A 12,887-nucleotide genomic window follows, 5' to 3' on the forward strand; every position below is an offset into this window, starting at 1 on the left:
TCTGTGTTCAAGCATAAATTCTCATTTATAACAAGACACTTATGAATAATGCAGGTTAAATCATAATGATTTGGCTGCAATGTTTTTAGCTTACTGAAAACAAAAATCCCCATAACCTTATCAGTTACAGGGATTTATTATCTTAGAATTACTTGGATTACTTACCCAAAGCCTGAGCTATGTCAACCGCACAAGCCACTGTACAACCTACCATCGGGTTGTTACCGATTCCCAGGAATCCCATCATTTCTACGTGAGCAGGAACTGATGAAGAACCGGCGAACTGAGCGTCTGAGTGCATACGGCCCATTGTATCCGTCATTCCGTAAGAAGCCGGACCTGCTGCCATGTTATCCGGGTGAAGAGTACGGCCTGTACCACCACCGGAAGCAACAGAGAAATAAGGCTTACCGGCAAGAACGCGTTCTTTCTTGTAAGTACCGGCTACCGGGTGTTGGAAACGAGTGGGGTTAGTAGAGTTACCTGTGATGGATACGTCTACGCCTTCTTTCCACATGATAGCTACACCTTCACGAACATCGTCGGCGCCGTAGCATTTCACTTTAGCACGAGGACCATCGCTGTATGCGATTTCCTGAACTACTTTCAGTTCACCTGTGAAGTAGTCAAACTGAGTCTGAACATAAGTAAAGCCGTTGATACGGGAAATGATCATGGCAGCGTCTTTGCCCAAACCGTTCAGGATGCAACGCAAAGGCTCTTTACGTACTTTGTCCGCCTTAGCGGCAATTTTGATTGCACCTTCGGCAGCAGCGAATGATTCGTGGCCTGCCAGGAAAGCGAAACATTTGGTTTCTTCGCGCAGCAACATGGCTGCCAGGTTACCATGGCCGATACCAACCTTACGGTCGTCGGCTACAGAACCCGGAATACAGAATGCTTGCAGACCGATACCGATAGCTTCGGCAGCTTCGGCAGCGTTTGTGCAACCCTTCTTGATAGCGATTGCAGTACCTACTACATAAGCCCATTTTGCATTCTCGAAGCAGATAGGCTGAGTTTCTTCACACGTTTTATAAGGATCGAGTCCGGCAGCTTCGCAGATTGCGTTAGCCTCTTCGATGTCTTTGATGCCGTTAGCGTTCAAAGCTTCAATGATACCTTTGATACGACGGTCTTGACTTTCAAATTTTACTTCTCTAATCATAGTTCTTTTTCCTCCTTATTTATTCGTGACGTGGATCGATTTGTTTAACTGCTCCCTGTTCCGGAGTTACGCGTCCGTAAGTACCGGTTACCTTTTTCAACGCTTCGTTAGCGTCGGTACCTTTCTTGATTTCGTCCATGAATTTGCCCATGTGTACAAATTCGTAGCCGCAGATCTGATCATCTTTATCAAGGAAGACGGCTTTGATGTAACCTTCAGCCATTTCGAGGTAACGCGGACCTTTAGCCAATGTTCCGTACAATGTACCTACCTGGCTGCGCAGACCTTTGCCCAAGTCTTCCAAGCCGGCACCGATAATCAAGCCGCCTTCTGAGAAAGCAGACTGGGTACGTCCGTAAACGATTTGCAGGAAGAGTTCGCGCATGGCAGTGTTGATAGCGTCACAAACGAGGTCGGTGTTCATGGCTTCGAGAATAGTCTTACCCGGAAGGATCTCGGATGCCATAGCTGCCGAGTGAGTCATACCGGAACAGCCGATTGTTTCAATCAGTGCTTCCTGAATAACGCCTTCTTTCACATTAAGGGTTAATTTACATGCACCTTGCTGAGGAGCACACCAGCCAATGCCGTGTGTCAAACCAGAGATGTCAACAATTTCTTTAGCTTTTACCCATTTACCTTCTTCGGGAATAGGAGCCGGTCCGTGGTTAGGACCTTTCTTCACAACACACATGTGTTCCACTTCGTGTGAATAAGTCATAATTAGCTCTTTTTTTTAAGTTATATAAAATAAAAATATAGTCCTGAATTTTAAATCGCTTGCAAAGTTACTTCTTTTCTTTGTTTATGCAAATCACGCTATCCGACTTTTTATGAAAAAATAGATAATAAAACCCTGTGATTCTGTGTATTGTAATCTCCACATTACAATCATGTTAACGAGTGGTTTTGAAGTTATACTTCTTACCGCTGCACTGACACTGGTAATAGCAGGTTGCGTGAACGGGTATTTCACCTGCCGTTTGAATAAACAAGGAAAATACCCGGAAGCACAGATGATTTTTGCGTTATAAGTTTGATAGTGTACTTTACTTTTGATACAGCTTCTTTTTTTATCAATTGCCCATACCTTGCAAGTTATGAATAAAATTTTGGTGCGGTTGCCTTGATATATACTATCTTTGCTGCAATAATAAAAAAAAGATTATGATAGAAATTACGGATGCCGCTCTGCGTAATGCAGCGGGCGAGGGGATGGATGCTTTCATCCAGGTATTTACGGATAAATACAAAGAAGTGATTGGCGGTGAACTGACGGCTGGTTGCATGTCGTTACTGACGGGCGAACAGCATACTTTGCTTGCATACCAAATATTTCGTGACGAGGTGATGGATGGTGGCTTCTGTCAATTGATACAGAACGGTTATGGCAGTTATATTTTTGCTAATCCGTTTGCCAAAGTCATGCGCTTGTGGGGAGTGGAAGATTTCAGTAAGTTGGTGTATAGAGCCAAGAAAATCTATGATGCTTACCGTGATGACTTGGAACGGGAGCGTACGGATGATGAATTTATGGCAATGTACGAGCAGTATGAGGCTTTTGATGAATTGGAAGAAGAGTTCCTGGAAAAGGAAGAGGAGGTCACAGCTTTGATTGCCGGGTATGTGGACGAGCATCTGGATGCGTTTGCAAAGATTGTGTAATATAAATAAAAGTTAAATAAAACGGTAGGTGTGCAGTATTTAGCTTAATAATTAATTTACTCATTAAAAACAATAAAAAAATGAATGGAGTATTAAACAACTCAATTCTTTTATCTAAATTTGCAAACTCTAATATTTATAGAACAATGAAAATGGCTAATTTGAAAATCTGGATGGTTGCCCTTACCGCATTAATGGGTGTTTCTCTTACTTCTTGCTTTAACAGCGAAGATGATCCTATATATGTAGATGCTCTTTTTACTAAGTGTGTTAATTCTTATCCTCCTACATTCGAGTTGCCTGGTGGACAACAATTGGTTCTAACAACTCCTATAACAATGAATTTTCGTCCGGGTGAAATTTATTATCTTTGTTTTCAATTTAATACGGATGAACAATCTGTTGATGCCCCTTCTATAAATGTAACGCTTTATAATGGAATTGAACCGGTTTCTTTGAGTGCAAAGGGTAATGAAGGACCAACAAATATTTCTGAATCTACAGAAGCAAATTCGGCTTTATATGCTTTTTCCGGTTCTGTATACCTGACAGCTAATAGCACGAATATAGATCCATTTGTTTTTTTTGATAATGAATATCTGTATATACGTCCTGTTTATTGGGTAAAAGAGGAAAGTAACGATGAAAAGCAAAAAGAAGAATTTGCAAAGCATGCCTTTATACTTACTTATGATTTGGAAAGTATCAATCAGGGAGATACTGAATTGGTTTTAACTATCAATCATGTAATAACTGAAACGAGTGATGAATTGGTTACGCGTAATAAGTACACTTTAGCTGATAAAGTATATCGGTTAACTTCTGCACTGGCTGCATTTCAAGCTAAAGCAGGACAGAGACCGACTAAGATTAAAGTAGTAGGCCAGGTTAACAGGAATAATAATTCATTGGATGAAGCTACTGAAAACGTTTGGGATTATACTATAAATTTATAATTTGGACTATAAAGCATTATTCCATATCGCAATGTTACTAATTTCCTCCCCGGCGAAAGCTTGGGAGGAAATTCGTTTGGAGGATAGACGAAAAGTATTTATTGCTTTTGTCTATCCTATGATTGGTTTATGCGGATTATCCATCTTTGTTGGCTCATTGCTGGCAAAAGGATGGGGTGGCCCTGAAAGCTTTCAATATGCTATGACGCAATGTTGCGCCGTAGCAGTTTCCCTCTTCGGAGGATATTTTCTGGCAGCATATCTTATTAATGAGATGCGCGTCAGAATGTTTACGATGAACAGTGATATACCTTTGACCCAACAGTTTGCAGGTTATGCGCTGGTCGTTCCTTTCTTGCTTCAGATTATTATCGGCATATTACCGGACTTTAATATCATCGGATTGCTGTTGCAATTCTATATTATATATGTGGTGTGGGAAGGGGCACCCGTTCTGATGAAGGTTGAGGATAAAGACCGTTTGAAATTTACCATCCTGTCTTCTATCCTGCTGATTGCCTGCCCCATGCTCATTCAGTTTATATTTAATAAGCTGACGATGGTACTCAACTAACGCATGAAATTAAGATGAAACAAGCTCCTATTAATATAAAAAACAAGCGTGCTACATTCGATTACGAACTGATAGACACCTATACGGCAGGTATTGTGCTTACCGGAACGGAGATTAAATCCATTCGTATGGGAAAGGCAAGCCTTGTGGATACGTTCTGCTACTTTGCCAATGGTGAATTGTGGGTAAGGAATATGCATATTGCCGAATACTTTTATGGTTCGTACAATAACCATTCGGCGCGCAGGGAGCGAAAACTTCTGCTTACCCAAAAGGAACTGGATAAACTGGCTCGCGGAGCTAAAGACCCCGGTTTCACAATGATTCCCGTGCGCATGTTTATCAATGAAAAAGGACTGGCAAAGGTGGTAATAGCCCTTGCTAAAGGTAAAAAGCAGTACGACAAGCGCGAGTCCCTGAAAGAAAAAGATGATAAGCGCGATATGGCGCGCATGTTTAAAAGATGAAGACTATTCAAGAGCTGGTACGTGAACGTATCCTTATTTTAGATGGTGCTATGGGCACCATGATACAACAGTATAACTTAACGGAAGAAGATTTCCGGGGAGAACGCTTCGCTGATATTCCCGGGCAAATGAAAGGGAACAATGACTTGTTATGCCTGACGCGTCCTGATGTGATACAGGATATACACCGGAAGTATCTGGTGGCAGGGGCGGATATCATTGAGACTAATACGTTCAGTTCTACCAGAGTCAGTATGGAGGATTACCATGTACAGGAGTATGTGCGTGATATCAATCTCGCAGCCGTGAAGTTGGCGCGTGAAGTGGCTGATGAATACTCTACACCGGATAAACCCCGTTTTGTAGCCGGTTCTGTCGGGCCTACCAACAAGACTTGCTCAATGAGTCCGGATGTGAATAATCCTGCAATGCGTGCACTTACATATAATGAATTGGCGGATGCCTACCGCGAGCAAATGGAAGCATTGCTGGCAGGAGGAGTGGACGTGCTGCTGATAGAAACCATTTTCGATACCCTGAATGCGAAAGCAGCTATCTATGCCGCTGAAAAGGCGATGGAGGCGACGAATATCCACGTGCCTGTTATGCTCTCCGTAACCGTATCCGATACGGGGGGACGTACATTGTCGGGACAGACTTTAGAGGCTTTTCTTGCTTCGGTTCAACATGCCCAAATCTTCTCCGTGGGGTTGAACTGCTCATTCGGCGCCCGTCAGTTGAAACCTTTCCTTGAACAGCTTGCCGCCCGTGCTCCTTATCATATCAGTGCATATCCTAACGCCGGACTGCCTAACAGTCTTGGTCAGTATGACCAGACACCCGCTGATATGGCGCATGAGGTGAAAGAATACATCCATGAAGGTCTGGTAAATATCATTGGCGGATGTTGCGGTACGACTGATGCATATATTGCTGAATACCCCGGACTGATAGCCGGTGCTGTTCCCCATATTCCTGCTCCGACGCCTGATAGTCTTTGGCTTTCCGGCTTGGAATTGCTTGAAGTAACTCCTGAAAAGAACTTCATCAATATCGGTGAGCGATGTAATGTTGCCGGCTCCCGCAAATTCCTGCGTCTGATTAATGAGAAGAAATATGACGAGGCGCTCAGTATAGCCCGTCAACAAGTGGAAGACGGTGCACAAGTTATCGACGTAAATATGGATGACGGCTTGCTGGATGCAGAAGCTGAGATGACTACTTTCCTTAACCTCATAGCTTCCGAACCGGAGATTGCCCGTGTTCCCGTGATGATTGACTCATCCAAGTGGGAAGTGATCGTTGCCGGATTGCAATGTTTGCAAGGTAAGTCTATCGTTAACTCTATTTCCCTGAAAGAAGGAGAAGAGAAGTTCCTGGAACATGCCCGCGCCATCAGGCAATACGGTGCCGCCACTGTAGTGATGGCTTTTGACGAGAAAGGGCAGGCGGATACTTGCGAGCGTAAGATTGAAGTTTGCTCCCGTGCCTACCGGCTTTTAGTTGAAAAAGTAGGTTTCAATCCTCATGACATTATATTCGACCCCAATGTACTTGCGGTTGCTACAGGGATGGAGGAGCATAACAACTATGCCGTAGACTTTATTCAGGCTACGGGATGGATACGGAAACATCTGCCCGGTGCACATGTCAGCGGTGGCGTAAGCAATCTTTCATTTTCTTTCCGGGGGAATAATTACATTCGTGAGGCTATGCATGCGGTATTCCTTTACCATGCCATTCGTGAGGGAATGGATATGGGAATTGTGAATCCGGCTACTTCCGTACTTTACACGGACATCCCTGCCGAAGTGTTGGAATATATAGAAGATGTAGTCCTGAATCGTCGTCCTGATGCTTCGGAGCGGCTCATAGAATTGTCTGCCCGACTGAAAGCCGGAAATGGAGAAGCGGGAAGTAATAACGGTGTGACTCATTCCCAACTTTCGACTTCCAACTCTCAACTTCAGTGGCGTGACACTACGGTGGAGGAACGTTTAAAGTATGCTTTGACGAAAGGTTTGGGTGATTATCTGGAAGAAGATCTGGCTGAAGCATTGAAACTGTATCCGAAGGCTGTTGCTATTATTGAAGGTCCGTTGATGGCGGGCATGAACCATGTAGGTGAGTTGTTTGGTGCGGGAAAGATGTTTTTGCCGCAGGTGGTAAAGACTGCACGTACCATGAAGAAAGCTGTTGCTATTCTTCAGCCCGTAATCGAAGAGGAAAAAGAAGAAGGTACTGCTTCCGCCGGTAAGGTACTGCTTGCCACGGTGAAAGGTGATGTACACGATATCGGTAAGAATATTGTTTCCGTGGTAATGGCATGCAACGGTTATGAGATTATCGACCTTGGTGTGATGGTACCTGCCGAAACTATCGTTCAGCGCGCATTAGAGGAAAAGGTCGATATGATTGGTCTTAGTGGCTTGATAACCCCTTCGTTGGAAGAGATGGTGCATGTGGCTATTGAATTGGAGAAAGCGGGTGCTGATATTCCTTTATTAATAGGTGGCGCCACTACTTCCCAACTGCATACGGCATTAAAAATAGCTCCTGTTTACCATGCTCCTGTTATTCACCTGAAAGATGCTTCCCAGAATGCGACTGTGGCTGCACGTCTGATGAACCCCGTGATGAAAGGCGAATTGGAAGAAGAACTGACTTCCGAATACCGGCAATTGCGTGAGAAAAACGCAGTACAAGCTCCAAAGACGGTTTCGTTGGAAGAGGCGCAAATGAATAAGCTGAGATTATTTTGATTAGTAGTAAGTAGTTAGTAGTAAGTAGTTAGTAGTAAGTAGTTAGTAGTTAGTAGTAAGTAGTTAGTAGTAAGTAGTAAGTAGCAAGTAGTAAGTAGCTAGTGATTACTACCATGCGGAATAAAAATAATACAGCCTACTTACTACTTACTACTTACTACTTACTCACTACTTTACTACTACTTCTTTATCTTCTCCTTATACGTCTCAAACCTCGCCGTAATATCCCTCACAAAATTATATGTTTCTATTCCACGGAAGTATCCGAACTTGCATACGGAATCGGTATAATACTCTTCATTACTTTTCATTAGAATGAATTTCTCTACATTGTCATTCCAGACATATTTATCCATACCATATTTCTCGGCCAGCGCCATTGCATCCTGTATATGTCCGATACCGGCATTATAGGATGCCAGCACAAATTTGAGTCGTTCGTTATATGGAATCGAAGAGAAACTCTTGCTGGTGATAGAAATATATTTCACGGCAGCTTTCACACTCTCCTCGGGGTTGCTCTCTTCACCTTCCGGCACTCCCATTGCTCGTGCGGTGGCGGGCATCAATTGCATCAATCCTTTTGCACCTGCCCATGACACGGCAGTAGTGTCAAAATTCGATTCAGTATAGGCAAGAGAAGCCAGTAATCGCCAGTCCCAATCTATTTCCGTGGCGTACTTCTTGAACAGATTATCGAAAAGTGAAATTTTCCCTTCGCGTAGCGATAAGATAGGAGAGAGAGGAATGTCTTTGCTGATCTCGAAATACCTTTTCATACTGGCCGTGTAGGCAGGAGAAGTCGCATTCTGTTTACTCCATTGATTGGCAGCCTCCGCCAGCTTCGGACTGCTTTTACGTACCGCCCACGAAGCTCTTTGGTCAAAACTGATAGATAACTTGATGTTCAGATTAGGGTAGTAGGTCGTATTGAGCCGGGCTATGTCGTTGTCGGCAACCGTATATGGAACCTTGCCTTGTGATACCTGGGTTATAAGGTCTTCTACCGTAATGCTGTCATTGGTTACTTTGTGAATGTGGATACCACCGCCTAATTCTTCGTTCAGGTTCACCAGCCGGTCGTAATATTTGCCCGGTTTCACGTATATGTCTTTACCGATAAGTTCGGTTACATCCGTTAGCGGTTTCGCACCTGTACGTTGCACAATGACCTGATGCGTTATAATCTCTTCGCCGCAATACGTCAAACTATCTTTCCATTCTTTTGTGATTGGAAGATTGTATGCTATCATATCCCCTTCTCCCGCCAGTAATTTCTCTATGAGTTCGTTCACGTTTTTGGCTACAACTATGCGTAACTTCACACCGAGACTTTTGGCAAACTGCTCGCTTAGTTCGTATTGAAATCCCATGTCTTGCCCGCGATACATAAAATAAGAGGTGGAACTGTACATGGTTAACACGACAAGCTCTCCGCTATCTTTTATTTGTTGTAAATCGCCTGTCACTTCTTCGAGTGTGGTGTTACGTTGCTTATTTCTACATCCTAACAAACAGCACAGGCACAAAAAAACAATCAGGAAAGTGGTGGTGGTAGTTTTCATCTATTTATTCTTTAGCTAATAAAACGATTATACCAGATGTTTGTTTATGTACATCGTCAGAATATCAATCGCTACCTGATTATTTCCTCCTTCGGGCACAATAAGGTCGGCATACCGCTTGCATGGCTCGATGAATTGCAAGTGCATAGGCTTCAAGACACGGGTATATCGCTCCATAACGGCTTCGGCGGTACGCCCGCGTTCTATAATGTCCCGCTGTATCACACGGATAAGTCTTTCATCAGGATCAGCATCCACAAAGATTTTAAGATCCATCATGCTACGCAGTTTCTTGTCGCATAGGGCAAGAATGCCTTCAATTATGATAACTTCCCGGGGTTCGATATGAATGGTTTCGGGTTGGCGTGTACACGTCAGGTACGAGTAGGTGGGTTGCTCAATACTTTTTCCTTCGCGCAGCATGCCTACATGCTTGGATAGCAAACTCCATTCAAAAGCGTCCGGGTGGTCAAAATTTATATTCTGCCGCTCCTCTACAGGCACGTGGCTACTGTCTTTGTAGTATGAATCCTGTGGTAGCAGTACCACCTCACCAGCCGGCAGGCTTTCAATAATCTTACGTACGACGGTGGTTTTTCCTGAACCTGTTCCGCCTGCAATTCCTATTATTAACATCCGTTTAAGTGTATATATAAAACAAAACGAGTATTTTTGCCGATATAATTCAATCGCTTCGGTTGACAAATATATAGATAAATCATTAGAAAAGCAAAGTTATGGTCAAACACATTGTTTTATTCAAATTGAAAGACGAGATTCCGGCTGACAAAAAGTTGGCGGCAGTGAATGAATTTAAGAAGGCTATTGAGGCTCTTCCTGCTAAAATATCTGTTATTCGTAAGATTGAAGTAGGGTTGAATATCAACCCTGCCGAAACATGGAGTATTGCTCTTTACAGTGAGTTTGACTCGTTGGACGACGTGAAGACTTACGCTACCCATCCCGAGCATGTTGCGGCAGGCAAGCTGATTGCCGAAGTAAAAGAGAGTCGCGCGTGTGTGGACTACGACACAATCGACAATTAATCATTGATTGTCATGAAGAAGATATTATCTATTTATGCACTACTGCTTCTTACTGTTGTAGCGCAGGCTCAGATACAAGACCCCGTTAATTTCAAATCGGAACTGAAAACACCGGCGGCGGGTGAAGCGGAAATCGTATTTACCGCTACCATTGATAAAGGGTGGCACGTTTATTCTACCGATTTGGGTGACGGAGGGCCTATCTCTGCCACATTCAATGCCGAGAAAATATCAGGTGCCGAAGTTGTGGGAAGACTACAGCCGAAAGGTAAAGAAGTGGCTTCGTACGACAAGATATTCGAGATGAATGTACGCTATTTTGAGACAACGGCTCAATTTGTACAGAAGCTGAAACTGACGGGAGGCGCTTATCAGATACAAGGCTATCTGGAATATGGCGCGTGTAATGATGAAACTTGCTTGCCGCCTACGCAGGTAGAATTTGATTTCTCAGGTAAGGCGGATGCTGCGGCTAAGAATTCAGCAAGCGCGACTCCTGCAAACGCAACTCCTGCGGTTCAGGAACCTAAGCAGGATATCAAGCAAGAATTGAAAGTAGAAGCAGTGACTGCCGTTACGGATACTATTGTTAGTAGCGCCGGTACTCCGGCAGATATAACTGCCGGAAACATAGACTTCTGGAAACCGGTTATTACTGAACTGCAATCTTTTGGTGAGATAACTTCGGAAGATGCGTCGTGGATATATATCTTTATCGCCGGTTTTCTGGGCGGATTGGTGGCACTGTTTACTCCTTGTGTATGGCCTATTATTCCTATGACAGTCAGCTTCTTCCTGAAACGTTCGAAAGACAAGAAGAAAGGGATTCGTGACGCGTGTACTTATGGAGTTTCTATTGTTGTGATATATGTTGCTTTAGGCGTGGCTATTACGCTGATATTTGGCTCCAGTGCATTGAATGCGCTTTCTACGAATGCCGTGTTCAATATTCTTTTCTGCCTGCTGCTGGTAGTATTTGCAGCTTCCTTCTTCGGAGCGTTCGAGCTGACATTACCTTCTAAATGGAGTAATGCGGTAGATAGCAAAGCGGAAGCTACGAGCGGTTTCATTAGTATCTTCCTGATGGCATTTACGCTTGTCCTGGTTTCATTCTCTTGTACAGGTCCCATAATCGGCACTCTCCTGGTGCAGGTTTCTACAACAGGTAGCATAACGGCGCCGGCCATCGGCATGTTGGGCTTTGCGATAGCTTTGGCTTTGCCGTTCACGTTGTTTGCCTTATTCCCATCCTGGCTGAACTCCATGCCTAAATCAGGAGGTTGGATGAATGTCATTAAGGTTACTCTTGGTTTCCTGGAATTGGCATTTGCGTTGAAATTCCTTTCCGTAGCCGATTTGGCTTATGGTTGGCACATCCTCGACCGGGAAACATTCCTGGCGTTGTGGATTGTAATATTCGCTTTGTTAGGTTTCTATCTGTTAGGTAAGATTAAGTTCCCACACGATGATGACAATACGAAAGTAGGAGTAGGCCGTTTCTTCCTGGCACTCTTTTCACTGGCTTTTGCCGTGTATATGGTTCCCGGTTTATGGGGAGCTCCTTTGAAAGCGGTAAGCGCCTTTGCGCCACCTCTCCAGACACAGGATTTTAATCTTTATAATAATGAAGTACATGCCAAGTTCGATGATTATGACCTCGGCATGGAATATGCCCGCCGGCACGGTAAACCCGTAATGCTGGATTTTACGGGCTATGGCTGTGTCAACTGTCGTAAGATGGAGCTTGCCGTATGGACTAATCAGAAGGTACGCGACCTTATCAATGATGATTATGTCCTTATTACTTTGTATGTGGATAACAAAGCTTCGCTTCCCGCTCCGCTGAAGGTGACCGAGAATGGCAAAAACCGTACTTTGCGCACTATTGGCGATAAGTGGAGTTATCTCCAGAATGTGAAGTTCGGCACTAATACGCAACCTTTCTATGTATTGGTAGACAATGAAGGGTATCCTTTAAACAAATCTTATTCTTATGATGAGGATATCCCCGAATATATCAAATTCCTGCAAACCGGTTTGGATAACTTTAAAAAAGGGGAATAAGGTTGTGAGATAGTTCAGTAACATACAAGTAACTTGCGAAACTTCAGTTAAATCAAAAATTATATGAAGAAGATTATTAACCCGTGGAAGAATATGGAAGGATACAACTGTTTCGGTTGTGCTCCTGAGAATGAGGCCGGTGTAAAGATGGAGTTTTATGAAGACGGTGATGAGGTGGTGAGCATCTGGAAGCCGCGTCCTGAGTACCAAGGCTGGTTCAATACATTGCATGGCGGCATTCAATCGGTATTGCTGGATGAAATTTGCGCATGGGTAGTATTGCGCAAGCTACAGACTACCGGGGTAACTTCAAAGATGGAGACACGTTTCCGTAAACCGGTAGCGACCACTGATTCATATATCGTACTGCGAGCGTCAATCTGCGAACAGAGGCGGAATCTCGTGACAATTAATGCAAAGCTTTGCAATGAAAACGGAGAAGTATGTACCGAAGCCGTATGTACGTACTTCACATACCCGCCGGAGAAAGCAGAGAAGGAGATGTTCTTCCGCCATTGTGATGTGGAACCGGAAGAAATCCTTCCGCTGATTTGATAGAAGATTCCGCAAGATAGAACTGTCTCACTAAAACTCCCTCCCAGGGTTTTCGCGTATTCTAC

General features: G+C 43.8%; 12 protein-coding genes. 8 read left to right on the plus strand and 4 right to left on the minus strand.

Translation table 11 applies throughout. From position 1 onward, the window contains the following. Nucleotides 1–157: 157 nt before the first annotated feature. Nucleotides 158–1,168, minus strand: coding sequence for a GGGtGRT protein (locus tag B2Z67_RS06360; protein ID WP_291528981.1), 1,011 nt, complete (start codon nucleotides 1,166–1,168; stop codon nucleotides 158–160). Between the two features lie 19 nt (nucleotides 1,169–1,187). After that, entirely contained in the window at nucleotides 1,188–1,889 is a 702-nt protein-coding gene (locus B2Z67_RS06365; RefSeq protein ID WP_291528982.1) for an iron-sulfur cluster assembly scaffold protein, read from the minus strand. Between the two features lie 446 nt (nucleotides 1,890–2,335). Between B2Z67_RS06365 and B2Z67_RS06370 the strand changes: the two genes are divergently transcribed. The 5 genes from B2Z67_RS06370 to metH all read left to right on the plus strand — a co-directional run bounded on the left by B2Z67_RS06370 (nucleotide 2,336) and on the right by metH (nucleotide 7,592). Next, entirely contained in the window at nucleotides 2,336–2,833 is a 498-nt protein-coding gene (locus B2Z67_RS06370) for a DMP19 family protein (RefSeq protein ID WP_291528983.1), read from the plus strand. An 80-nt stretch (nucleotides 2,834–2,913) separates the two neighbouring features. Continuing rightward, a complete protein-coding gene (locus tag B2Z67_RS06375) occupies nucleotides 2,914–3,789 on the plus strand; it encodes a hypothetical protein (protein ID WP_291528984.1) in 876 nt (291 codons plus the stop codon). Nucleotides 3,790–3,820: 31 nt separating this feature from the next. Beyond that, on the plus strand, nucleotides 3,821–4,363 hold the full coding sequence (locus B2Z67_RS06380) for a Yip1 family protein (RefSeq protein ID WP_291528985.1): 543 nt from the start codon (nucleotides 3,821–3,823) through the stop codon (nucleotides 4,361–4,363). 14 nt (nucleotides 4,364–4,377) lie between these two features. After that, on the plus strand, nucleotides 4,378–4,830 hold the full coding sequence (smpB, locus tag B2Z67_RS06385; protein WP_291528986.1) for an SsrA-binding protein: 453 nt from the start codon (nucleotides 4,378–4,380) through the stop codon (nucleotides 4,828–4,830). Then, complete coding sequence (metH, locus tag B2Z67_RS06390) at nucleotides 4,827–7,592, plus strand: methionine synthase (protein WP_291528987.1); 2,766 nt, start codon at nucleotides 4,827–4,829, stop codon at nucleotides 7,590–7,592. The genes smpB and metH overlap by 4 nt, the downstream gene beginning before the upstream one ends. A 179-nt stretch (nucleotides 7,593–7,771) precedes the next feature. On the opposite strand, the gene B2Z67_RS06395 is transcribed toward metH, so the two are convergent. After that, nucleotides 7,772–9,157 (minus strand): transglycosylase SLT domain-containing protein, encoded by a 1,386-nt coding sequence (locus B2Z67_RS06395; RefSeq protein ID WP_291528988.1) that lies wholly within the window; start codon nucleotides 9,155–9,157, stop codon nucleotides 7,772–7,774. A gap of 27 nt (nucleotides 9,158–9,184) precedes the next feature. Beyond that, on the minus strand, nucleotides 9,185–9,793 hold the full coding sequence (gene udk, locus B2Z67_RS06400; RefSeq protein ID WP_291528989.1) for a uridine kinase: 609 nt from the start codon (nucleotides 9,791–9,793) through the stop codon (nucleotides 9,185–9,187). 101 nt (nucleotides 9,794–9,894) lie between these two features. Between udk and B2Z67_RS06405 the strand changes: the two genes are divergently transcribed. The 3 genes from B2Z67_RS06405 to B2Z67_RS06415 all read left to right on the plus strand — a co-directional run bounded on the left by B2Z67_RS06405 (nucleotide 9,895) and on the right by B2Z67_RS06415 (nucleotide 12,822). Next, a complete protein-coding gene (locus B2Z67_RS06405) occupies nucleotides 9,895–10,203 on the plus strand; it encodes a Dabb family protein (protein ID WP_291528990.1) in 309 nt (102 codons plus the stop codon). Between the two features lie 12 nt (nucleotides 10,204–10,215). After that, nucleotides 10,216–12,267: a protein-disulfide reductase DsbD family protein gene (locus B2Z67_RS06410; protein ID WP_291528991.1), complete on the plus strand. Its 2,052-nt coding sequence runs from the start codon at nucleotides 10,216–10,218 to the stop codon at nucleotides 12,265–12,267. 63 nt (nucleotides 12,268–12,330) lie between these two features. Next, nucleotides 12,331–12,822: a PaaI family thioesterase gene (locus B2Z67_RS06415; RefSeq protein WP_291528992.1), complete on the plus strand. Its 492-nt coding sequence runs from the start codon at nucleotides 12,331–12,333 to the stop codon at nucleotides 12,820–12,822. The last annotated feature ends 65 nt before the right edge of the window (nucleotides 12,823–12,887 follow it).

Origin of the sequence: Bacteroides sp. UBA939, assembly GCF_002293435.1 — a bacterium.
Taxonomy (GTDB): domain Bacteria; phylum Bacteroidota; class Bacteroidia; order Bacteroidales; family Bacteroidaceae; genus Bacteroides.